Annotated in this window: 20 protein-coding genes; 16 read left to right on the forward strand and 4 right to left on the reverse strand. The window is 35.2% G+C overall.

Translation table 11 applies throughout. From position 1 onward, the window contains the following. Window positions 1–13 precede the first annotated feature (13 nt). Together FNW38_RS10700 and FNW38_RS10705 are read left to right on the forward strand one after the other, a co-directional pair. The gene (locus FNW38_RS10700) at window positions 14–763 is read left to right on the forward strand and encodes a uroporphyrinogen-III synthase (RefSeq protein ID WP_143387567.1); all 750 of its coding nucleotides are present in this window, start codon (window positions 14–16) and stop codon (window positions 761–763) included. A gap of 170 nt (window positions 764–933) precedes the next feature. Next, window positions 934–1,404 carry an Lrp/AsnC ligand binding domain-containing protein gene (locus FNW38_RS10705; RefSeq protein ID WP_143387568.1) on the forward strand — a complete coding sequence of 157 codons (471 nt, stop codon included), beginning with the start codon at window positions 934–936 and terminating at the stop codon, window positions 1,402–1,404. Between the two features lie 97 nt (window positions 1,405–1,501). On the opposite strand, the gene FNW38_RS10710 is transcribed toward FNW38_RS10705, so the two are convergent. After that, a complete protein-coding gene (locus tag FNW38_RS10710; RefSeq protein WP_143387569.1) occupies window positions 1,502–2,191 on the reverse strand; it encodes a zinc metallopeptidase in 690 nt (229 codons plus the stop codon). 238 nt (window positions 2,192–2,429) lie between these two features. Then, window positions 2,430–5,597, reverse strand: coding sequence for a leucine--tRNA ligase (locus tag FNW38_RS10715; RefSeq protein ID WP_143387570.1), 3,168 nt, complete (start codon window positions 5,595–5,597; stop codon window positions 2,430–2,432). 308 nt (window positions 5,598–5,905) lie between these two features. Between FNW38_RS10715 and modA the strand changes: the two genes are divergently transcribed. From modA to truB, 10 genes are all read left to right on the forward strand, one after another. Then, window positions 5,906–6,679, forward strand: coding sequence for a molybdate ABC transporter substrate-binding protein (gene modA / locus FNW38_RS10720; RefSeq protein ID WP_143387571.1), 774 nt, complete (start codon window positions 5,906–5,908; stop codon window positions 6,677–6,679). Beyond that, entirely contained in the window at window positions 6,676–7,080 is a 405-nt protein-coding gene (locus FNW38_RS10725) for a TOBE domain-containing protein (protein WP_144064826.1), read from the forward strand. Before modA ends, FNW38_RS10725 begins: the two co-directional genes overlap by 4 nt. Beyond that, the gene (gene modB / locus FNW38_RS10730) at window positions 7,073–7,753 is read left to right on the forward strand and encodes a molybdate ABC transporter permease subunit (protein ID WP_144064827.1); all 681 of its coding nucleotides are present in this window, start codon (window positions 7,073–7,075) and stop codon (window positions 7,751–7,753) included. The genes FNW38_RS10725 and modB overlap by 8 nt, the downstream gene beginning before the upstream one ends. Then, the gene (locus FNW38_RS10735) at window positions 7,746–8,621 is read left to right on the forward strand and encodes an ABC transporter ATP-binding protein (RefSeq protein ID WP_144064828.1); all 876 of its coding nucleotides are present in this window, start codon (window positions 7,746–7,748) and stop codon (window positions 8,619–8,621) included. Before modB ends, FNW38_RS10735 begins: the two co-directional genes overlap by 8 nt. 234 nt (window positions 8,622–8,855) lie before the next feature. Next, window positions 8,856–9,203: a winged helix-turn-helix domain-containing protein gene (locus tag FNW38_RS10740; RefSeq protein ID WP_144064829.1), complete on the forward strand. Its 348-nt coding sequence runs from the start codon at window positions 8,856–8,858 to the stop codon at window positions 9,201–9,203. A gap of 54 nt (window positions 9,204–9,257) precedes the next feature. After that, window positions 9,258–11,816, forward strand: a complete 2,559-nt coding sequence (locus tag FNW38_RS10745) for a TonB-dependent receptor (RefSeq protein ID WP_144064830.1) — start codon at window positions 9,258–9,260, stop codon at window positions 11,814–11,816. Between the two features lie 130 nt (window positions 11,817–11,946). Beyond that, window positions 11,947–12,822, forward strand: coding sequence for a cell division protein FtsX (locus tag FNW38_RS10750; protein WP_144064831.1), 876 nt, complete (start codon window positions 11,947–11,949; stop codon window positions 12,820–12,822). Window positions 12,823–12,872: 50 nt separating this feature from the next. After that, window positions 12,873–13,115 carry a DUF3098 domain-containing protein gene (locus tag FNW38_RS10755; RefSeq protein WP_144064832.1) on the forward strand — a complete coding sequence of 81 codons (243 nt, stop codon included), beginning with the start codon at window positions 12,873–12,875 and terminating at the stop codon, window positions 13,113–13,115. 80 nt (window positions 13,116–13,195) lie between these two features. Then, the gene (locus tag FNW38_RS10760; protein WP_144064833.1) at window positions 13,196–13,996 is read left to right on the forward strand and encodes an undecaprenyl-diphosphate phosphatase; all 801 of its coding nucleotides are present in this window, start codon (window positions 13,196–13,198) and stop codon (window positions 13,994–13,996) included. Then, window positions 13,996–14,694 (forward strand): tRNA pseudouridine(55) synthase TruB, encoded by a 699-nt coding sequence (gene truB / locus FNW38_RS10765; RefSeq protein ID WP_144066698.1) that lies wholly within the window; start codon window positions 13,996–13,998, stop codon window positions 14,692–14,694. Before FNW38_RS10760 ends, truB begins: the two co-directional genes overlap by 1 nt. Window positions 14,695–15,068: 374 nt before the next feature. Here the strand turns inward: truB and FNW38_RS10770 are convergent, their stop codons facing one another. Continuing rightward, window positions 15,069–15,671 carry a thioredoxin family protein gene (locus FNW38_RS10770; protein ID WP_144066697.1) on the reverse strand — a complete coding sequence of 201 codons (603 nt, stop codon included), beginning with the start codon at window positions 15,669–15,671 and terminating at the stop codon, window positions 15,069–15,071. A gap of 105 nt (window positions 15,672–15,776) precedes the next feature. On the opposite strand from FNW38_RS10770, the gene FNW38_RS10775 reads away from it, so the two are divergent. From FNW38_RS10775 to FNW38_RS10790, 4 genes are all read left to right on the forward strand, one after another. Beyond that, window positions 15,777–16,556, forward strand: coding sequence for a patatin-like phospholipase family protein (locus tag FNW38_RS10775; RefSeq protein ID WP_143387581.1), 780 nt, complete (start codon window positions 15,777–15,779; stop codon window positions 16,554–16,556). Between the two features lie 68 nt (window positions 16,557–16,624). Next, a complete protein-coding gene (pyrH, locus tag FNW38_RS10780; RefSeq protein WP_143387582.1) occupies window positions 16,625–17,332 on the forward strand; it encodes a UMP kinase in 708 nt (235 codons plus the stop codon). Between the two features lie 63 nt (window positions 17,333–17,395). Then, window positions 17,396–17,959, forward strand: coding sequence for a ribosome recycling factor (frr, locus tag FNW38_RS10785; RefSeq protein WP_144066696.1), 564 nt, complete (start codon window positions 17,396–17,398; stop codon window positions 17,957–17,959). Between the two features lie 111 nt (window positions 17,960–18,070). After that, window positions 18,071–20,569 (forward strand): DUF5686 family protein, encoded by a 2,499-nt coding sequence (locus FNW38_RS10790; protein ID WP_144066695.1) that lies wholly within the window; start codon window positions 18,071–18,073, stop codon window positions 20,567–20,569. Window positions 20,570–20,635: 66 nt separating this feature from the next. Here the strand turns inward: FNW38_RS10790 and FNW38_RS10795 are convergent, their stop codons facing one another. Then, window positions 20,636–22,906: a cation:proton antiporter gene (locus tag FNW38_RS10795; RefSeq protein ID WP_144066694.1), complete on the reverse strand. Its 2,271-nt coding sequence runs from the start codon at window positions 22,904–22,906 to the stop codon at window positions 20,636–20,638. Window positions 22,907–22,978 lie beyond the last annotated feature (72 nt).

Below are 22,978 nucleotides of genomic sequence, written 5' to 3' on the forward strand. Positions count from 1 at the left end.
AAAATGTTAAAATATGAAAGTGAAAACAATTTTGGTGTCACAGCCCGAACCTAAAGTGGAAAATTCCCCTTACTTTGAGCTTCAACAAAAGCATAAAGTTAAAATTGATTTCAGACCTTTTATTCATGTAGAAGGCGTTAATGCAAAAGAGATTAGACTTCAAAAAATTGATCTTAATCATTACACGGCAATTATTTTAACAAGCAAGAATGCTGTTGATCATTTCTTCAGAGTTGCTGACGAAATGCGTTTTAAAGTTCCTGAAGGATTAAAATATTTCTGCCAATCAGAAGCCATTGCTTTTTACCTGCAAAAATATGTAGTGTATCGAAAACGTAAAATTTACGTAGGTCCTAAAGATTTTGCCGATTTATCTCCGCTGATAAAAAAATACAAGGACGAAAAATTCTTATTACCTGCTTCAGACCAATTGAATGCCGATGCGCCAATAACGCTAAATGCATTGAAAGTTGACTGGACTCCAGCCGTTTTTTACAAAACAGTAATGAGTGACTTATCTGATTTGGCCGATGTATATTATGATGTTTTGGCTTTCTTTAGCCCAACCGGAATAAAGTCATTATTTATGAACTTCCCAGACTTTGAGCAAAACAATACCAGAATTGCAGTTTTTGGAAGCACAACTCAAAAAGAAGCTTTAGAGCATGGATTACGTATAGACATTATGGCTCCAACTCCTGGAACACCTTCTATGACAATGGCTTTAGAAAAATACATTGCAGAAGCAAATAAAGGAAAATAGAAAAATTACTTTTCGAGATAAAATTACAAAAAGCCACGATCACAATCGTGGCTTTTTTAATGCCCCGATTTTTAATTAAAATCCTCAACTTCTGTTTATTTACTGTTTTTTACTTAAATTTGATTCTCAATTCAAACTAAATTCCATTTTTTAGTTTAAGACAACAACTTATGAAAATCAACTCCCTGATAGTAGAAATAGACGGTATCGATAAAGAAATTTTACGCGACCTGATGGAAGATGCCCGGAAACCAATTCTTCAAATCGCCAATAAAATAGGGATTTCTGGAGCCGCTATTCATCAACGGTTGCGAAAACTGGAGCAATCCGGCGTGATTTCGGGTTCTAAGTTTACTGTAAATCATAAGATTTTAGGTTATAATACGATGGCGTTTGTTGGAATTTATTTAGATAAAGCCGCTCGAAACCCGGAAGCTGTGAGGGATTTAAAGAAAATTCCCGAAGTATTGGAATGTCATTATACCACAGGAAACTGGTCGATTTTGATAAAAATTATTTGTCGGGATAACGAACATTTAATGCACCTACTCAACACAAAAATTCAGGCTATTGAAGGTGTTTCCAGAACAGAAACCTTTATTTCCTTAGACCAACAAATTGACAGACAGATTCAGCTTTAGTTTTTTTGGTTTAATCGGTTAATCGTCAATTTGGTTATTTGACAAAAAAAATCCGTCTCGTTTAAAAAACAAGACGGATTACTATATTTTAAAGGATTTAATCTCTTCTACTGCCGCCCATATAAATCGAAATGTAATACAACAATGTTGCAATTGATCCCAAAGCAGCTACTACATAGGTTCTTGCAGCCCATTTTAGAGAATCTTTCGCTCCTGCCTGTTCTTGCTGCGTCAACATTCTTTTGTTTTCTAACCAAGCCAAGGCGCGATGACTCGCATCATATTCTACCGGTAAAGTAACAATAGAAAACAAGGTTGTTGCTGCAAAAATTACGATTCCAATCAATAATAACGACGGAAAAGTTTTAATCATCAAGATTCCCGCAAGTAAAATCCATTGCATATAGGTTGATGCCACATTAACCACCGGCACTAATTTAGATCGCATAGTCAACCACTGGTATCCCACAGCGTGTTGTACGGCGTGTCCGCATTCATGTGCTGCAACAGCAGCTGCAGCCGCATTTCGTTGGTTATAAACCGCCTCGCTTAGATTCACCGTTTTATCAACTGGACTGTAATGATCCGTTAACTGTCCCGCAACCGAGATTACTCGCACGTCACGAATTCCGTTATCGGCAAGCATTTTTTCGGCAATCTCAGCGCCAGACATTCCGTTTTGTAATTGTAATTTAGAATAATGTTCAAATTTGCTTTTTAGTCTTGAACTAACTAACCAGCTAAACAACATAATTGCTCCAGCAAGAATCAAATAACCCATTCCCATATTTTTGTTTGTTTTTTTAATGTTTAAAATAAAACATCAAATTTTGAACCATTTTTTTACAATGTCAATTTGGCATTCATGAAATGGAACACGGATAACACAGATTAAACGGATTTACACGGATTTGCTTAAATTTTAAAAAAAATCCAAATTCTAATAAATAGAATTTAAATTTCAATATGTTCATGGTGATGATCATATCGTAGAGACGCACTGCGGTGCTTCTCTACAATGGACATTACCCAACCAAATTAATGATTTTTCCCGGAACAATAATCACCTTGTTTGGTGTTCTTCCTTCTAATTGTTTGATGGTTCTTTCGTCTTTCATTACAATTTCCTCGATTTGCTCTTTGGTTAAATCCAAAGGTAAAACCATAGTGAAACGCATTTTTCCGTTGAAAGAAACCGGATATTCCTTGCTACTTTCTATCAGATGTTGCGCGTCAAATATTGGGAAATCAACAGTGGCAATCGAACCCGAATTTCCTAATAATGACCATAATTCCTCGGCGATGTGTGGCGCATAAGGTGAAATCAAGATCGCTAATGATTCCAAGATTGCACGAGAATGACAGTTTTGAGTTGACAATTCATTCACACAAATCATAAACTGTGAAACTGACGTATTGAAAGAGAAACTCTCAATATCCTCCGCCACTTTTTTGATGGTTTTGTGTAATGATTTTAAGTTTTCTTTGGTTGGCTCGTCATTGGTAACAATTAAACCATTATCATCAAAATACAAACGACACAATTTTTTCAAGAATCCAAAAACTCCCGAAATTCCTGCTGTATTCCAAGGTTTGGCTTGTTCCAATGGTCCTAAGAACATTTCATACAAACGCAACGTATCCGCACCGTATTCATTACAAATATCATCTGGCGTTACCACATTGTATTTGGATTTCGACATTTTTTCGATTTCACGACCGACGATGAACTTTCCGTTCTCTTCGGTAATAAATTCTGCATTTACAGATTCTTCTCTCCATTTCTTGAAAGCTTCAGTATCTAACTCGTTTGATGCATTTACGAAAGAAACATCAGTATGAAGTTTTGATATATTAGGTCCTCCACCATTAAACCCTTCATATTTTAAAAAATAATTTCCAAAGTCTAAAAGAATATTCTTTTCCTTATTTTCAGAAATAAATACTTTATTCTTCGACTTAAACCTATGCACTATACCTTCATCAAAATCTCGAGTTTTTTCATGCGTAAATTGTATTCCTTCATAAACAAAGCCATTTTCAACTAATTCTGTCAATGGTTTTTTTGTTTGTATCTGAATACTATCAAGTCTATAAACAAACGCACTCATCCCCAAAATCATTCCCTGATTAATCAATTTTTTGAAGGGCTCTTCAGTAGGTGCAAAACCTTTGTCTTTTAGGAATTTGTTCCAAAAACGGGAATACAATAAATGTCCGGTTGCGTGTTCGCTTCCGCCAATGTATAAATCTACGCTTTCCCAGTATGCCAATGCTTCCTTGCTTGCAAATTCGTTTTCATTATGCGCATCCATATAACGCATCCAATACCACGAACTTCCCGCCCAACCCGGCATTGTGTTTAGTTCCAAAGGAAATACAGTCACATTATCTACTAACTGAGTACTAACCACTGAACACTGAACACTGTCCCAAGCCCAAACCGTAGCATTTCCTAAAGGAGGTTGTCCGTCTTCGGTTGGCAAGTATTTCTCCACTTCCGGCAAGATGATCGGCAAATGTTGCGCATCAATCATTTGCGGCAAGCCATTCACATAATATACCGGAAACGGTTCTCCCCAATAACGCTGGCGAGAGAAAACAGCATCACGCAAGCGATAATTCGTTTTTCCTTTTCCTTGGTTTAATTTTTCTAATTCCTCGATAACTTTTTTGGTCGCCTCTTTGTAATTCAATCCGTTTAGGAAATCAGAATTAGCGATAATTAAATTGTCTTTCGAACCGTAAGCTGCTTCAGAAATATCCACATTTGCAAAAATGTTTTTGATTTCCTGCATGCCTTGTTGCCCTTTGAAGAAATTAGCAAAAGCATAATCTCTTTCGTCACCACAAGGAACCGCCATAACAGCGCCTGTTCCGTAACCCGCCAAAACATAATCCCCAATCCAAACCGGAATTGGCTCTTTTGTGAAAGGATGTTCCGCATACGCTCCCGTAAACACACCCGAAATAGTTTTTACATCGGCCATACGTTCTCTTTCGGAACGTTTGGATGAGGCTAAAATATAATCGTTTACTTTATCTAAATATTCAGGAGTTGTTATTTCTTGAACCAAAGGATGTTCTGGTGCCAGTGTCATAAACGTAACTCCGAAGATGGTGTCAGGACGAGTTGTGAAAATCCCCACCCCAACCCTCCCCGAAGGGGAGGGAGACGGCACGTTTACTGTGTCAATAAGACTTTCATTTAATTGATGTCCATTATTACCTTTACTATCCCCAAAGTTATCGACTCTGGTTCCTCCCCCTTCGGGGGAGGTTAGGAGGGGAAACGTTACCATCGCTCCAACGGATTTTCCAATCCAGTTTCTTTGACTTTCTTTGATGCTTTCGCTCCAATCAATATCATTTAATCCTTGCAACAAACGTTCCGCATAAGCAGAAATTCGCATGCTCCATTGAGTCATTTTCTTGCGAACCACTGCAAAACCGCCACGTTCTGAAACACCATTTACGATTTCATCATTCGCCAAAACGGTTCCTAATCCCGGACACCAGTTCACTTCAGTCTCGGCTAAATAAGTCAATCTGTATTGCAGCAAAATTCTCTCCTGCTGTTCTTTTGCGAAAGCGTTCCATTCATTTGCTGAAAAGCTTTCAATATTATCATCGCAAACTGCATTGACGTTCGTATTTCCTTCTGTTGAAAAAATGGAAACTAAAGTCGAAATGTCTTCTGCTTTATCGCTGTTTTTATTGTACCAAGAATTGAATAATTGGATGAAAATCCATTGGGTATGTTTGTAATAATCGGGATTTGAAGTGCGCACTTCTCTGCTCCAATCGAAGGAGAACCCAATTTTGTCCAATTGCTTTCTGTATCCGGCAATTTTATTTCCTTCCTTATCAGTTCCTCCGTCAATATTTACCGAAGTAGTATCTTCCGGACGTTGACCCGTTTGAATAGCATATTGTTCCGCAGGCAATCCAAAACTGTCGTAACCCATTGGGTGCAACACATTAAAACCTTGATGTCTTTTGTATCTTGAATACACATCAGAGGCAATATATCCCAGCGGATGTCCTACGTGTAATCCCGCTCCAGATGGATAAGGAAACATATCAAGTACGTAATATTTAGGTTTTGTTGAATTGTTTTCGGCTTTAAACGTTGCGCTGTCTAACCAATATTTTTGCCATTTGGCCTCTATTTCGTTCGGATTGTATTTCATTCCTATTTCTTAATTGTTTTTTTAATGGAGTTATGCTATCGCCTACTCAAGTCATTTTTATAAAAAGTTGTAAAGTGAGCCACAAAGACTTTTTCACGATGACTATTTTAGGTGCCAAATTTACGTTTATTGTACATTGTACCAAAGCTATTTCTTTGACAAAGAAGGAAAATAAATAAATAATTCAATCTTGACTACGTAAAAATACTTATATTTGTGTTTGAAAAAATATTTTTCTTATCTATTTTGTTTTTCATTATGTTTTTAAAAACACAATGATCAAGTAATAAAAACTAAAACCAGAAGCAATGAAAATAAATAAACTACTTTTTTTAACGGCCTTAGTTCTTTTACTATTTACATTCAATAGTATCAGAGCGCAACAAAAAATTACCGTTGTTGCGGCTTCTGACCTAAAATTCGCATTAGATTCTATTATAAATGTATATCAACAACGAAACCCTGATAAAGAAGTACAAGTTACCTACGGTTCATCGGGCAAATTTTTTGAACAAATACAAAACGGAGCTCCCTTTGATGTTTTTTTCTCCGCTGATAAAAGTTATCCACAAAAATTAAAAGAAAAAGGATTTACTAGCTCTGATGTAAAAATTTACGGCATTGGTAAAATTGTAATCTGGAGTAAAAAAATTGATCCGAATACATTCAAAATAAACAGTTTGTCACTTCCTCAATTAAATAAAATCGCAATTGCCAACCCCGACCATGCTCCTTATGGCGAAAAGGCTGTAGAAAGCATGAAGTACTATAAAGTGTATGAAAAAGTTAAAAACAAATTAGTTTTCGGCGAAAATATTGCGCAAACCGCTCAATTTGTACAGTTAGGCACTGCTGATATTGGCATTATAGCTTTATCTTTAGCTTTATCTCCCAACATGAAAAAAGAAGGAGGCAAATATTACATTATTCCCGAGAAAAGCCACAAACCTTTAGAACAAGGGTATGTAATTTTAAAAAAGGCTGCTAGCAATTCAAGCGCAGTAAAATTCTATAATTTTATGGCGACACCAACGGCTATAGCAATTTTAACACACTTCGGATTTACACAAAAAAAGAAATGAACACACTAAACGGAACCATCACAACCATTCAGTCGCACGAAGGGATATCATTAGTTAAAGTAAAATCGGGCAATACCATTTTTACTTCAATTGTACTTGACTCGCCGGAAACAGTCAGTTATCTGAAAACAGACTATCCAGTAAAAATTCTTTTTAAAGAAACGGAAGTCATTATTGCTAAAGATTTCAATCCGAATATCAGCATCCAAAATCGGATACTTTGTAGCATTCAATCCATAAAAAAAGGGGTTATACTCAGTCAGATCAATTTAGTATCAGATAAAGTAAGTATAAAATCCATCATAACCAGTAATGCCTGCAACCAACTCGAATTAAAAGAAAATGATACCGTAATAGCATTAATAAAAACAAACGAAGTAAGCTTATCTCCCAATGATTGATTTAGAACCATTATGGCTAACGGCAAAATTGGCATTGATTACCACTATCATTTTATTAACGGTATCCATTCCTCTTTGCTATTGGTTAGCCTACAGCAAATTTAAATTTAAAGCAGCTGTAGAAGCTATTGTTAGCCTGCCTCTGGTTTTGCCCCCTTCAGTTTTGGGATTTTATTTATTGTTAGCATTTAGTCCGAAAAATACATTTGGAAAATTTTTAGATCAGTATTTTGATGCACACTTAGTTTTTACCTTTGAAGGATTAATTATCGCATCGGTACTTTATAGCTTGCCTTTTATGGTTCATCCTATCCAATCGGGATTGAAAAATCTGCCTATTTCCTTAAAAGAAGCAGCTTTTACCTTAGGGAAATCTAAATTTACCACTCTTACAAAAATTTTACTACCCAACATTAAATCATCCATTTTAACTGGAATAGTGTTAACCTTTGCACACACGGTTGGCGAATTCGGAGTGGTTTTAATGATTGGTGGTAGTATTCCTGGAGAAACAAAAGTAATGTCTATTGCTATTTATGATGAAGTACAATCTATGAACTACTATACTGCCAACGTATATGCAGCAATACTTTTTAGCTTCACCTTTTTAATACTTTTAGGAGTTTACCTCCTCAATAATTCGTTTAGTAAAACCAATCCCTTAAATGATTAATTTTTATACACATAAAATGCTGCAAACGGCTGATGGCAAATTGCCTTTGGATGTTTCTTTTACAGTTGAAAAAGGGCAGTTTCTATCCATTTACGGAAATTCAGGAGCCGGAAAAACGACCATCCTCAGAATATTGGCAGGACTTACCGAGGCTGAGAAAGTAGACATTGAAGTAGAAAATGAAGTTTGGGATAATTCTCAAAAAAAATACCATCTGCCCGTTCAAAAACGTTCCATTGGTTTTGTTTTTCAAGATTTTGCATTATTCCCAAACTTAACCGTAAAGGAAAATTTAGAGTTTGCTTTGCAAAAAAACGATACTCCCCATATTGTAGCCGAATTAATAGAACTTATGGAATTACAATCCTTACAAAACAGCAAACCGCAAAATTTATCTGGTGGACAAAAACAGCGCGTGGCACTAGCAAGGGCAATTGTCCGGAAACCAAAAATTCTTTTATTAGACGAACCACTCTCTGCTTTGGATGATGAAATGCGATTTAAACTTCAGGATTATATTATCAAAATACACCAGCACTATCAATTGACAACGCTGATGATCAGTCATACTATTGCTGAAATATTCAAACTCTCAGATAAGGTTATCATTCTTGACAAAGGAAAAATAGTAAAAGAAGGAACACCAAGCAGTGTGTTTTCTGAAGAAAAAATAAGCAGTAAATTCAAATTAACAGGAGAAATAATTAGCATCAGCAAAAGCGACATCGTTTATGTGGTTCAGGTACTTTCAGGAAATAATATTGTAAAAGTAATCGCGACCGAAGACGAAATAAAAGACTTTAGAATAGGCCAAAAGGTATTAGTGGCTTCAAAAGCATTTAATCCTATAATTCAGGTTATTTCATAAACTCAAGTCTCTAAATATTTAGAACACTGAGTACTAAATACTTATGCCACAAAAGAACTAAGCCGATGAATTAAAGGATTATTATGTTTGATATATTTTACAAAATTAGTTGCGTTCTACGTAAAAATACTTATATTTTCAAAATCATATCTAAGTATTTAAATTTATCAAATCTTACAGAATTTTATTTATAGGCAGTTAGTTGCTTTTCACTATATTTTTTAAAACATACTGATGGAAGAAAATAAAAAATACACCATAGCGGTCAGAATCTGGATTGAAGAAGCTGATGGTCCCTTTTTAGGCATTGGTAAGATATGGTTGCTGGAGAATATCGCAAAAACGGGTTCGATCACTAATGCAGCCAAAGAAATGAAAATGGCGTATCGACAAGCGTGGCAATTAGTTGAAGAAATGAACAAACGTGCCGAAAAACCACTGGTCGAAAAATTACTTGGCGGCAAAGGTGGTGGTGGTGCCAGATTGACCGAAGCCGGAGAAAGAGCCATTCAGACCTTCTATGAATTAGAAAAGAAAATTCAAGATTTTGCCAGAAAAGAAACGTTGAATTTGAAATTTTAAAAAATTTGAACAGCAGTATTCCTTTTAAAACATACTGAAAAAAAACCACCCTTTATGAAATCAAAATTATATCTGATTCTAGTATTACTAAGCTTAAAAAGCTTGGCACAGTCCCAAAAGGAAAATTCAAAAACAAGCCAAGACAGCATCAAAAAAGAAATACTTAAAGAAGTAGTCGTCACCGCTTCCCGTACCCAAGAAACGTTTTTACGCTCGCCTATAAGTATTGAACAATTAAAATCGGCTGATGCAAAAAACATGGGTTCCCCATCCTGTTTTGATGCACTTGAAAACTTAAAAGAAGTTCAAATTATTACACCAAGTTTAGGTTTTAAAGTCATAAACACGAGAGGATTTGCTAACACAACCAATGTTCGTTTTGCCCAATTAGTAGACGACATAGACAACCAAGCACCACATCTGGGTGCGCCCATTGCAAATGCACTTGGAGCAAACGACCTTGACATCGATAAAATTGAAGTCATTCCCGGAGCAGCTTCTGCACTATACGGAATGAATGCCATCAATGGATTAGCAAATATTCAAACCAAAAATCCATTTGAATATGAAGGATTGAGCATTCAGCAATTAACTGGTGTGAATCATGTTGGGCATATAGACCGTTTCTCCCCACAGCTTTATAACCAGACTAATTTACGTTATGCTAAAGCAATTAATTCTAGAATAGCTTTCAAAATAAACGGTTCCACAACCGCAGGAACGGATTGGATTGCAGACAACAGAACCGATTTGGCTCCAAACATTAATGCTTCAACTAATTTATACGGTGCTGACAATCCTGCTTTTGACGAAGTAAATGGCTATGGAAACGAATCGGCAAACCGAAGAACATTAACGCTGAACGGTAAAAAATATGTAGTTTCCAGAACGGGTTACAGAGAAACCGACATTGCAGATTACAACATCCAAAACTATAAAGGCGATGTTGGGTTGTATTTCCGTCCAAAAAAAGATCAGGAATTGGCCATAACTTATAAAGGTGCTTTAATTAATACGGTCTACCAACGTTCGAATCGGTTTAGACTAGAAGATTACACCTTAAATCAATATAGCATTGATTATCATACCAATATTTTTCAGATACGAACCTATTTAACCCAAGAAAACACGGGAAAATCATACAACATGCGTTCCCTTGCCGAAAACATGGATCGGGCTTTTAAATCGGACGATCAATGGTTTGCCAATTATACTACAGCCTATAACAATGCGGTTACTAATGGGACTACCGTTGCAGATGCCCATAGAATGGCTAGAGCAACATCCGATCAAGGAAGATTTATTCCCGGCACTGACGCTTATAATCAAAAGAAAGCAGCGCTAGTGAATACCAACAATTGGGATTTTGGCGCTGCTTTGCGCGTAAAATCTTCTTTAGTGCATGCGGAAGGTTTGTTTAATTGGGATAAAGCTTTTGCTGACTTTTTCAAAAAAATCGACACACAACTCTTAAGTGGTTTTGATTATAGAACGTACATCATTGTTCCCGATGGAAATTACTTTATAAATCCAGTTGATGACAGCAAAAACCTAACCTATGGAAAAACAGGGGGATTTACCCAGTTAAGCAAGGATTTATTTGACAAAAAATTACGCCTGAGTGCAACCCTTCGCGCAGACAAAGCAGACTTTTTCGATTTGAAATTTACCCCTCGATTTACGGCTGTGTTTTCTCCAAAAGAGGAAATTAACTTTAGAGCTTCTTACCAAAGCGGTTATCGATTCCCGAGTATTTTCGAAGGATTTTCTAACGTTAACAGCGGCGGTGTAAAACGCGTTGGCGGATTACGCATCATGTCTGACGGGATTTTCGAAAATTCGTACACAAAAGCATCCATAGACAAATTTCAGGCACAGGTAACCAGCGACATCAATACCCTGGGACTCACACAGGCAGCGGCAATTGATAAAAACAAGGGCATTATCCAGAAAAACCCGTATACCTATTTACGACCTGAATTTGTACGTTCTTTCGAATTTGGATTTAGAGGAGTTACCCTAAATAAGAGTTTGTTTATCGACACCGATTTTTATTACAACTCGTATGCCAATTTTATCGCACAAGTGGAAGCAAGTATTCCTAACACTGCAGATATCCCAACAGCCCTCTATTCTAAAAATACGCAAAGTCGCTACCGTTTGTGGACCAATTCTAAAAGTAAAATCTACAATTATGGTGGCAGCTTAGGATTGAAATACAAATACAACAATGTGTTTTCATTTTTAGGTAATGTAACCTACACAAAATTAGACCGAACGGATGACAAAGATGGACTGGAAGATGGTTTCAATACGCCTAAATTTATCGTGAATGGAACAGTCATAACAGAAAATTTATGGAAAAACCTTGGAGCAAGCATAACCTATCGCTATCAAAATAAATATGATTATGTTTCTTTCCTTGTTAGTGGCGAAGTACCTGCCTATTGGTCCATGGATGCCCAAGTAAATTATAATTTTAAAAAACCAGGCGTAACTGCTAAACTGGGAGGAACAAATTTTCTTAACAAAACGTATTATTCTATGTTGGGCGGACCATCAATTGGTGGATTGTATTATTTATCATTGACTTGGGATGTTGGTAAAATCTAAAAAAAGAGTCTTTAAAAGATTGGTTTGCTTTTGAAATTTACGTTTATTGTACGAAAGTTAAAACTTTGAGCGTTATTAACTTTAAATAAAGAAATTCTTTATTATTTTTACCCCATAATTACAATAAACTATGACTTCTAACTTTGATAAATTTCAAAAACGCAGATTAATTTCCTCTTATTTTTCGGTTGTACTAAGTGTATTCTTGGTGTTATTCCTATTAGGAATGTTAGGATTTTTCATTATAAATTCTAAAAAACTGGCCGACGACTTCAAAGAAAAAATTGCCATGACGGTGTTTTTCAAAAACGATGCAAATGACAGTATCTTGAAAGCTTTTGGAACCGAATTAAAAACAGCTCCTTTTGCAAAATCATACGTTTATGTCACTAAAGAAGCTGCAGCTAAACAACATACTGATATCATAGGGGAAGATTTCATGGAATTTCTAGGTGAAAATCCGTTGCAAAACTCTTACGACATTCACTTAAAAGCAGATTATGTAATCAAAGACAGTATTGCAAAAATCGAAACTCGCTTACGCAAAAATGCCATGATTTCGGATATTGTTTATGACAAACAATTAGTGAATCTGGTAAACGACAATATCAAAAAAGTCAGCATGTGGATTTTAATAATCAGCGGATTTTTCACCGTTATCGCCGTTTTATTAATCAACAGCTCTTTACGTTTGTCGATACATTCGAATCGATTTATCATCAAAACCATGCAAATGGTTGGCGCTACAAAAGCCTTTATCAGAAAACCATTTGTGATGCGAAGCATAAAACTGGGGATGATTGGTGCAGGTTTGGCCATTTTAGCGTTGATTGGCGTTTTGGTTTACGTTCAAACTAATTTTCCTGACCTTGGCATTCTTGACGACAAATTACTGGTTGGATTAGTTTTATTAGGGGTTTTAGGTATTGGTATTTTGATTACTTGGTTAAGCACTTATTTTGCAACACAACGCTTTTTGAACTTAAGGACAGACGACCTTTATTAATTTTAGATTGCAGATTAACGATTTTTGATTTCAGAATTTAAAAAAACAGCATGAAAGATAACGACCAAAAACAAGAATTTCTTTTTGACAAAATAAATTATAAAATTCTATTAATTGGGATTGGAGTAATTGCTTTGGGATTTATTCTAATGTCAGGTGGCGGAAGTAATGATCCAAAAGTATTTAGTGAAGCAATCTTTGATTTCAGAAGAATTCGTTTGGCTCCAACTACCGTTTTAATCGGTTTTGGAATCACTGTTTATGCAATTCTTAAAAACCCTAAAAAACAGTAAACAGTGAACAGCAATAAGTTTGCAGTAATAAGCAACCTAAATCAACTGAACACTAAAAACTGAACACTGACCACTATAAAATGAATACATTACAAGCTATTATTCTTGCCATTATTGAAGGGGTTACTGAATTTTTACCTGTTTCTTCAACTGGACACATGATTATCGCATCTTCTTTTTTTGGAATTGCACATGATGATTTTACAAAACTGTTTACGATTGTCATTCAATTGGGAGCTATTCTTTCAGTTGTAGTTTTATATTTTAAACGATTCTTTCAATCCTTTGATTTTTATTTCAAACTGCTTGTTGCTTTTATTCCTGCAGTAGTTTTTGGACTGCTTTTCAGCAAAAAAATAGATGCTTTACTAGAAAGTCCGGTTACTGTTGCCGTTTCTCTTTTGATAGGGGGAATTATTTTACTAAAAGTAGATGATTGGTTTGCAGTGCCAGAAGTTGGTTCTCCAGTCAGTAAAGAAATTACCTATTTTCAAGCGTTTAAGATTGGTTTATTCCAGTGCCTCGCCATGATTCCCGGTGTTTCACGAAGTGGCGCCAGTATTGTAGGCGGAATGTCTCAGAAATTGTCTCGAACTACCGCAGCAGAATTCTCCTTTTTTCTTGCCGTTCCCACCATGTTGGGCGCAACGGCAAAAAAATGTTATGATTATTACAAAGACGGATATGTATTGACGCACGATCAAATTAACTTTCTTATCATTGGTAATGTGGTGGCATTTATTGTGGCACTTTTAGCAATAAAATCATTCATCGGTTTTTTAAGCAGAAAAGGATTTAAACTATTTGGTTATTACCGAATTATAGCTGGAATCGTATTATTGATAATCCACTTTTTTATTCATCCCTTGACCATTATTTAATGACAGCCGAAGACTTTCAAAACGGACAAATCATACTCATTGACAAACCTTTGCATTGGACTTCCTTTCAGGCAGTAAACAAATTAAAGTGGGCTTTGATAAGCAAGCTGGATCTTCCAAAAAAATTTAAGATTGGCCATGCCGGAACTTTAGATCCTTTGGCAACCGGATTGCTTTTAGTTTGCACCGGAAAATTTACCAAAAGAATTACGGAACTTCAAGGTCAAGCCAAAGAATATACAGGAACGTTCTATATAGGAGCGACAACGCCTTCGTATGATTTAGAAACCGAAATTGACCAGACATTTCCAACTGAACATATTGATGAGGCTTTAATTCAGGAAACCATAAAACAATTTCTAGGTGAAATAGACCAAAAACCACCTATTTACTCCGCTATAAAAAAAGATGGCGTTCGCTTATACGAACATGCCCGAGCAGGAGAAACAATTGAAATTGCAACAAGGAAAACGACCATTCACGAATTTGAAATCACCCGAATCGCACTTCCTGAAGTCGATTTCAGAGTAGTTTGCAGCAAAGGAACCTATATTCGTTCTTTAGCTTACGATTTTGGAAAAGCCATGAATTCAGGTTCTCATTTAACCGTTTTACGCCGAACAAAAATTGGCGATTATGATGTGACCGATGCTATGGATGTGACTTTATTCGAACAAAGTCTAGCCCCTCAATTGTAATCAAAAAGCAAAAACACATGACAAATACAAAAATTGAATTTGCGATGTGTTTTTTCTAAAATTTAAAGTAGTTTTAATCCATACTCTTTTTGTCTACTTGGCTGCGCCATTGGTTTAATAATGAGTTACGTTTTTACCTCCAAATAGTAAACGCGATAAATAATCATAAACCCTTTCAAATAGCTTTTTCATGACGATGTTTTTTTTAAATTGTGATACAATATTAAACACCCATAAAAAAAGTAAATCAAATAATAGACTTGGTTGGCAACCACCAATTTACAAATTTTTTTTTAATACTCAAAAAAATAGACCAAAAAAAAACTAAATTATTTGATATAAAAAAACGTATCCCTAAATAATAGCGTTTTGCATTAGAGATTTTGCATTAAATTAATTATTTCTTCCTGAGTGCTCAATCCTTTATCTTTTAAATACCACAATTGCAAGTTGGTTTTTACTGTTTCATCAATTACACCGAATTCTTTTTTATAATCATTAATTAAATTGGTAGCACCTTTGGGTCTTGGGCCCCAGCTTCCAAGAACACTTCCCGTTTCTCTATTAATTACAATTAGTTTAGGAATTGCTTTCTTTTTATTTGTTAAAAACGACTTCATCAATTCCCCATTTTCATCCCGCAAAACAATTTTCATTTCTATTTTATCCTCGGAGGCAATAGTCATTTTATTGAAAATAGGCAATATTTGCGCTGCATCTCCACACCAGCCTTCGGAAATGACTAACCAAATGTATTCTCTTTTTAAATTTTTTAATTTTAAAATATTTTCCTCTGGAATTCTCATCGTTTTATCCAAACGATCCATACGCGTTTCATTCAAGGAACTGTAATGTGTCAAATCTTCGGATTGCTCATTGCCAGTTGATTTTCCTTCAAATAATAAATCCGAAACTAATTTTCTATATTCTGAATACGAATGACTGTTAAATAACGCTTTAGCTACTGGAATTTTCATAATAAGTAAGTTGTTTCCACAAAGTTACCATAAAATCGGGGTATAAATATGACATATATCACTTTCAATTCCGCAAAAAGAGTAATTTTATAACAAATAGCAAAGATGGATTTAAAAACAAAATCGATAGGACTGGTACTTTCCGGCGGAGGCTCTAAAGGAATAGCGCATGCTGGCGCAATTAAATTCTTGGAAGAGAAAAACATCTATCCTTCTCGTATTGCCGGGACGAGCGCTGGCTCAATTGTTGGCGCCTTGTATTCCTGGGGAAAAACACCTGACGAAATCCTAGAGTTTTTTAAGTCAATCTACCTTTTTCATTGGAAACATTTTACCTTCACAAAAGCAGGTCTAATTGATTCTGAATCTTTCAAAAATTATTTTCATGCTATTTTCAAGGATGCCTTACTAGAGGAACTGAAGATTCCAATTCATATTACAGCGACTGATATGGTTAGAGGAAGGCTAAAAATATTTGGCCCTGAAACAACCATTATTGATGCTATTTTAGCTTCTTCAGCATTTCCCGGAATTTTGTCTCCGTACGAAATTAAAGGAAAATTATATAGTGATGGTGGTATATTAAATCATTTTCCCACAGATATTTTACAGGGACAATGTGACACTGTAATTGGAGTTTATGTAAGTCCTATTCAAAAAATTGAAGCTAAAGACTTGAGTTCCATAAAAGCCGTAACTACCCGCGCTTTTGATATCCTTTCGGCAAATTCAAATATGCACAAATTCAACGTCTGTGATTGGGTTATTGAACCTAAGGATTTGTGCCTCTATAGTACTTTTGAAACGAATAAGATTAAAATGGATGCGATCTTCAACATTGGCTATGAAGCCGCAAAAAAATCTTATAAAAAACTTAATTTATAAAATTTAAGTAACGCTTTTTTTAAAAAACAGAATATGTCTATATTTGCACCAATCAACTCAACACAAAAATGAAATACAAAAGAATTCTTCTAAAACTAAGTGGCGAAGCTTTAATGGGCGACTTGCAATATGGAATTGACCCAAAAAGATTAGCTGAATATGCCGATGAAATCAAGCAAATTCATGCAAAAGGAGTAGAAATTGCCATCGTGATTGGTGGTGGAAATATTTTTAGAGGAGTTGCCGGAGCAAGTGCAGGTATGGACAGAGTACAAGGCGATTATATGGGAATGTTAGCCACTATTATTAATGGAATGGCTTTACAAGGTGCATTAGAAGATAAAGGAATGCTTACCCGTTTACAAACAGCTTTAAAAATTGAAGCGATTGCAGAACCATATATTAAGAGAAGAGCGGTTCGTCATCTTGAAAAAGGCAGAATCGTGATTTTTGGTGCAGGTACAGGAAATCCTTATTTTACAACGGATACCGCTGCCGTTTTACGTGGTGTGGAAATCAATGCCGATGTAATTCTAAAAGGAACTCGCGTTGACGGTGTGTATGATTGTGATCCGGAGAAAAATGCATCAGCGGTAAAATTTGATTTTATCTCCTTTGGGGATGTTCTTAAAAAAGGATTGAATGTAATGGACACTACAGCATTCACGCTAAGTCAGGAAAACAAACTTCCAATCGTGGTTTTTGATATGAATAAAGTAGGCAACTTATTGAAAATTTGTGAAGGAGAAAATATAGGAACAGTAGTAAATATATAGTTAATGGTTCTGGGTTTTAGGTTTCTCCAAACATCTAAAACCCAAAACCCAACACCTAAAAAAATGACCGAAGAAATTGAATTTATATTAGATAGTACCAAAGAATCTATGACAGATTCTATTGCGCATTTAGAAAAAGAATTTTTAAATATTCGTGCCGGAAAAGCTTCTCCAGCAATGCTAGGAAGTGTTTTTGTAGATTATTATGGCTCAGCAACACCGCTTTCACAAGTGTCAAAAATTAGTGTTCCTGATGCGAGAACGATTACACTACAGCCTTTTGAAAAGAATATGCTGCAAGTAATTGAAAAAGCAATTATGGTTGCCAACATTGGTTTTAATCCAATGAATAACGGTGATGTAATTATCATAAGTGTTCCTGCATTAACTGAGGAAAGAAGACGTGAACTTGCCAAACAGGCCAAAGTAGAAGCCGAAGATGCTAAAGTTGGTATTCGAAATGCCAGAAAAGATGCCAATACGGATATTAAAAAACTGGAAAAAGAAGGCACATCAGAAGATATTTGTAAAAGTGCCGAAGAAGAAGTTCAAAACTTAACTAATAGTTATATCAGAAAAATAGATGAGCTTTTAGTTTCGAAAGAAGCCGAAATCATGAAGGTATAATTCCTCTTCAAACCATATTAAAAATCCGTTCGCTTAGGTGAACGGATTTTTTTATTGTTATTTTTGCGATACCAAAATGAGATTATACCCGTTTTGCATTAAACCCTATTTATGAAGCAATTGTGTTTGTTTTTCTTTTTTTTAACGCTTTCGCTTCAGGCGCAATTTCAGGTAAATGGAATTGTAAAAGAATCCACAACGAATAAACCCCTTCCTTTTGCAACAATTACCACAAATAATGGAATAAATACCATATCTGATGTTGATGGAAAGTTTAGTATTTTATCTACAATCGTCATTTCAACTTTTGATGTTTCGTATATTGGTTTCACCAAATCTACTGTTACTGTCGAAAAAAATAAAAAATATTACGCAGTAGTTCTTTCCCAAAGAACAAATGATTTGAATGAAGTGGTTGTTCCAAGCGAAAACCCCGCTTTGTCCATTATAAAAAAAGCAATTGAAAACAAAGACAACAATAATCCACAAAAAAAACTCAGCCGTTTTGAGTTTAAATCCTACAACAAACTCATTTTAACCGCTAATCCTGATTCTATTGATGGAAGAATAGATTCTGTTTTTGTTAAAAAATCTGTTGGGGCAACATTCTCTAAAATTGACTCTTCTGATTATAAATTTAAAGAAATCATACGCCAACAACATCTGTTTCAAACCGAAAAGGTATCCCAATATCAATTCAGTAATGCTAAATTAAAAGAAACGATATTAGGTACAAAAATGGCTGGTTTCAAACAACCCGTTTATGAAATCATTGCTTTTAACTTACAGTCATTTTCGATTTATGATTCCAGTTACGAGCTTTTTGAAACTAAATACAACAGCCCCATTGCCAATGATGCGCTAAAAGATTACAATTATAAACTACTGGATTCTTTAATCATAGAGGGTAGAAATACCTATATGATTTATTTTAAAAACAAAAAGAAAAGAAAAGCATCCGGATTAGAAGGAGTGCTTTATATTGACCAAAATAATTTTGCTGTAGCCAGAGCGGTCATGCGAATAAAAGGAGTTCTTGACATTAGCGGAATACATGATTTTAAATACATTCCAAATGACGATTTATGGTTTCCATCAGATAAGACTTTTAAAATTGTAAAAGGCAAAAACGATGATGACATAAAAATTCTTGGCGGAACCGTTCAATTTGATGGTGATATAAAGAAGGATTTTAAAAGAAGAAAAAAAGAAGCCTCCGATTATACCTATCTGCTATCACAAAGCAACAACTTTGATGTTCATTACAACACCCCTATTCAAATTAAAAAATCATCTATTGCAATCGAAATCAAAGACGATGCGATCAACAAACCTGAAAGTTTTTGGAACACTTACAGAAAAGACAGTTTAGACAATCGAAGTCAAAAAACATATTTGGCTCTCGATAGTATTTCTTCCAAAAAACGAATTGAAAGCCGCATCCGTTTTGGCAGAAAAATCATCAATGGGTATTTACCCGTGGGGAAATTTGATTTAGACTTACGCAAATTGTTTAGTTATAATAATTACGAAGGGTTCCGATTGGGAATTGGCGGAGTCACAAACGAACAATTTTCAAAGAAATACAGAATCGAAGGCTACTGTGCTTATGGCACAAAAGATGGGAATTTCAAATATAATTTGGGAATGGCGACTCGAGTAGGCAAATTTTCCAATTCCTGGATTGGCATTTCTTATACTGATGATGTTCGAGAAATTGCAAGCACCGTATTTGCGATTGATAAAAAAGCTTTTAAAATCTATGACCCAAGACCCATAAACATCAGTACGTTTTACAATTACGTCAGCTGGAAAACATTTATAGAAACGAAAATCATTCCAAAAACCGAAAGTATCTGGGAACTTTCCCGTACTGCTGTCGAACCCAAATTCAATTACATATATAACGCGAACGGAAAACTGTATTCCAATTACATTATGACAACAGCCATGGTTTCTTTACGCTGGAATCCATTTAGCGATTATATGCAAACCCCAACCGGAAGAATTGAAGTAGAAAAACGTTTTCCAAAATTTACTTTTCAATACACCCAATCGGTACCTAAAATTTGGGAAAATGATTTCGATTTTAGTAAAATAGATTTCAAAACGGAGTATGAAAAAAAATATTTGAACGGTCAAAAAACAAGTTTACTTTTTGAAGCGGGATATGCTTTTGGCGATGTTCCATTAACCCATTTGTACAATACTTCTCCAAATAATATTACTAAAGAAACCATTATTCAAAGAATGACTTTTTCAGGAAAAAACAGTTTTGAAACGATGTTTTTCAATGAGTTTTTTTCCAGTGAATATGCATTCTTTCAATTCAAACATGGTTTTAGTCGGGTGACATTATTTAAAAAAATAAAACCGTCCTTGGTTCTTGTATCCCGAATGGCCTGGGGAAATTTGCAAAAACCGGAACAACACATCGGACTGGATTATAAAACGCTGAATGAAGGTTATTTTGAATCCGGAATAGAACTCAATCAAATTTTCAAAGGATTGGGATTAAGTGGGTTTTACCGTTACGGACCCAATCAACTTCCTAAATTTGAAGATAATATAGCAGTAAAAATAAGTTATGTACTTAATTTAGGGCTTTAAACTAAAAACAAAGTCCTGCAAGTTTTATATAAATGCAGGACTTTGTTTGTTTCCATTTAAAATATTTTATGGTTTAATAATCAATACCGATGGCGTATTATTGAGCCAAATACTGTGGGAATCCAACAGTTTTTTCCAACTTTCTAAACTAATGATCATCAAATCCTGATGCTCTAAAAACTCTTTTTTAATCGTTCTTTCCTGCATCATCATAATATGATTGGGCGCTATTTGTTCTATGGAACGAATTCCTTCTTGGATTTTTCGATTGTTTCTAATGTGCCCAACCGCATCCAAAACCGTAATTTGAGAACCGTTATTGTGAATCAATTTTTGTGCAAATTCAATCAAAAAGGCATCTTCATCACTAAAAATAGGCATGAAAACCTGATTTATTTCCTTTAATTCTTTGTCGACAAGAATTCCGACTGACATTTTGCTTTTGGCAATAATTTGTCTTGTTCGTTCGTCGAAAGGAGAGTTTTCAAACAGGCCTTCTTTTCCTGTAAATTTATCAATCAAGCGATCCGGATTGATGATTCTTGTCGTAAAACCAAGTACTTTACCCAGTAGTGTTCCTTCAAAAATAGATTGTCCTAAACCTACCAATAACAAGTCATATTCACCATGATTAGCCGTATCAATTATATCCGAATCAATATCATTTGACGCTTTGAAAAGAGTAATGATTTTTTGATTTAGATTTTCCGATTCAGAAATAACCGGTAAAAACATTTCTCGTTCATAATCTTTCACATCAAAGGAATGCAACTCTGAACTTAATGACAAATGCATTGCAGTAACAACCGTATTCCCACTTTGTTTTTTGACCAAACTATTGGCAACGTTCAACAGTGTTTTCCCTTTTTCGGCTGTGGCAAAAGAAATCAGAACTTTGTATTTACTTTTATTGCTAATTTCTTCCGGGATAATGCTGCTTTTAGTTTTGAATATATAATTAATTAAATCCAAAGCCGGACCGGTCATAAAGGTGGTTGCCAATGCCATAATAACCATCATGGTGAAAATTTGAGTTGACAAAACACCTAAGTCATACCCAATATTCAGCACAACCAATTCCATCAAACCTCTTGTATTCATTAATGTCCCAATAGACAGACTGTCTTTCCAGCTATGGCCTACGAACTTTGCCGCCAATGCGCTACCGAAAAACTTACCGGCTACTGCCACCAAAATAATCAAGCCTGTAATTTTCCATAAAGAAGGGTCGTCAATTAATCCTATTTGGGTCCTTAAACCCGTAAAAACAAAGAACAAAGGAAGTAAGATTACAACTGAAACATCTTCTACTTTTTCGATAAAAATAGTTCGGAATTTATTGTTTTCAGGCATAATTGCTCCAGCCAAAAATGCTCCGAACAAAGCATGAATCCCTATCAATTCTGACGCATACGAAGACAATAATAAGGTTAAAAAGAAAATAGCCACAACGGGTTTGTTCAGACTTTCTCTGGTAGAATTCAAATCACCAACTCTTTTTAGGAAAGGCCTAACCACTTTTAGCATCACCATTACATAAATTATGGCCAAGCCAATAACATATAAAGAACTAGTAAACGAACCTGCTTTTACAATGGCAATTACTGCAGCCAGAATACACCATGCTGTGATGTCATCGGCAGCGGCGCAGGTAATTACAATTGCCCCTAATTTAGTTTTATGAATGCCGCGTTCCCTAACTATTCCTGCCAAAACCGGGAATGCGGTAATACTCATAGCAATTCCCAAGAACAATCCAAAAGAAAGAAATTCAACTCCGGCTGGAGCAAAAGAATGATAGACAAAATAAGCAAGACCTAAACCTAAAGTAAACGGAATAATAATACTGGCATGACTGATAACAACGGCATCATGCGTTTTATTTTTAAGCACTTTTAAATCCAATTCCATCCCAATAACAAACATGAAAAGGATTAACCCAATTTGACTCAAAAACTGTAAATTGCCTAACGAATCTTTGGGAAATAACATTGCCGAAAATTCAGGAAAATACATCCCGATTAAAGAGGGCCCCAAAACAATCCCGGCGATCATCTCCCCTATTACTGTTGGCTGTCCAATTCTCCTGCAAACCCATCCAAAAAATCGAGCTACCAAAATAATTGTGACAATTTGCGCCAGAAGTATAGCTAAAGGATGTTGCAAATTGTGGTTCATCGAAGTTATGAAATCATTCCAATGTCCGTTTTCTATATGGTGAGAAACAATATTCTGCCCCTTTTCTAACATTTTTCCTTTTATAATAATCCAATACATCAAGGCAGAAAACCCACCAATAGTTATCAAATAAAAAAAAGAATTTTTAATATTTCTCATACACCTTCCGCTTTTTAATTTAGTATATTTTTATGCAAATATGGGAAGTGATTTTTGAGAAATAAAGAGAAC

This window comes from Flavobacterium gawalongense, assembly GCF_007097265.1.
Lineage (GTDB): Bacteria > Bacteroidota > Bacteroidia > Flavobacteriales > Flavobacteriaceae > Flavobacterium > Flavobacterium gawalongense.

Excerpts from the sequence above, each read along its gene's own strand:
- FNW38_RS10725 (WP_144064826.1), top strand. The coding sequence starts at position 6,676 with ATGAACACACTAAACGGAACCATCACAACCATTCAGTCGCACGAAGGG.
- FNW38_RS10745 (WP_144064830.1), top strand. The coding sequence starts at position 9,258 with ATGAAATCAAAATTATATCTGATTCTAGTATTACTAAGCTTAAAAAGC.
- FNW38_RS10795 (WP_144066694.1), bottom strand. The coding sequence starts at position 22,906 with ATGAGAAATATTAAAAATTCTTTTTTTTATTTGATAACTATTGGTGGG.
- modA (WP_143387571.1), top strand. The coding sequence starts at position 5,906 with ATGAAAATAAATAAACTACTTTTTTTAACGGCCTTAGTTCTTTTACTA.
- truB (WP_144066698.1), top strand. The coding sequence starts at position 13,996 with ATGACAGCCGAAGACTTTCAAAACGGACAAATCATACTCATTGACAAA.
- FNW38_RS10710 (WP_143387569.1), bottom strand. The coding sequence starts at position 2,191 with ATGGGAATGGGTTATTTGATTCTTGCTGGAGCAATTATGTTGTTTAGC.
- FNW38_RS10740 (WP_144064829.1), top strand. The coding sequence starts at position 8,856 with ATGGAAGAAAATAAAAAATACACCATAGCGGTCAGAATCTGGATTGAA.
- FNW38_RS10705 (WP_143387568.1), top strand. The coding sequence starts at position 934 with ATGAAAATCAACTCCCTGATAGTAGAAATAGACGGTATCGATAAAGAA.
- frr (WP_144066696.1), top strand. The coding sequence starts at position 17,396 with ATGACCGAAGAAATTGAATTTATATTAGATAGTACCAAAGAATCTATG.
- FNW38_RS10760 (WP_144064833.1), top strand. The coding sequence starts at position 13,196 with ATGAATACATTACAAGCTATTATTCTTGCCATTATTGAAGGGGTTACT.
- FNW38_RS10775 (WP_143387581.1), top strand. The coding sequence starts at position 15,777 with ATGGATTTAAAAACAAAATCGATAGGACTGGTACTTTCCGGCGGAGGC.
- FNW38_RS10715 (WP_143387570.1), bottom strand. The coding sequence starts at position 5,597 with ATGAAATACAATCCGAACGAAATAGAGGCCAAATGGCAAAAATATTGG.
- FNW38_RS10755 (WP_144064832.1), top strand. The coding sequence starts at position 12,873 with ATGAAAGATAACGACCAAAAACAAGAATTTCTTTTTGACAAAATAAAT.
- modB (WP_144064827.1), top strand. The coding sequence starts at position 7,073 with ATGATTGATTTAGAACCATTATGGCTAACGGCAAAATTGGCATTGATT.
- pyrH (WP_143387582.1), top strand. The coding sequence starts at position 16,625 with ATGAAATACAAAAGAATTCTTCTAAAACTAAGTGGCGAAGCTTTAATG.
- FNW38_RS10790 (WP_144066695.1), top strand. The coding sequence starts at position 18,071 with ATGAAGCAATTGTGTTTGTTTTTCTTTTTTTTAACGCTTTCGCTTCAG.
- FNW38_RS10735 (WP_144064828.1), top strand. The coding sequence starts at position 7,746 with ATGATTAATTTTTATACACATAAAATGCTGCAAACGGCTGATGGCAAA.
- FNW38_RS10700 (WP_143387567.1), top strand. The coding sequence starts at position 14 with ATGAAAGTGAAAACAATTTTGGTGTCACAGCCCGAACCTAAAGTGGAA.
- FNW38_RS10750 (WP_144064831.1), top strand. The coding sequence starts at position 11,947 with ATGACTTCTAACTTTGATAAATTTCAAAAACGCAGATTAATTTCCTCT.
- FNW38_RS10770 (WP_144066697.1), bottom strand. The coding sequence starts at position 15,671 with ATGAAAATTCCAGTAGCTAAAGCGTTATTTAACAGTCATTCGTATTCA.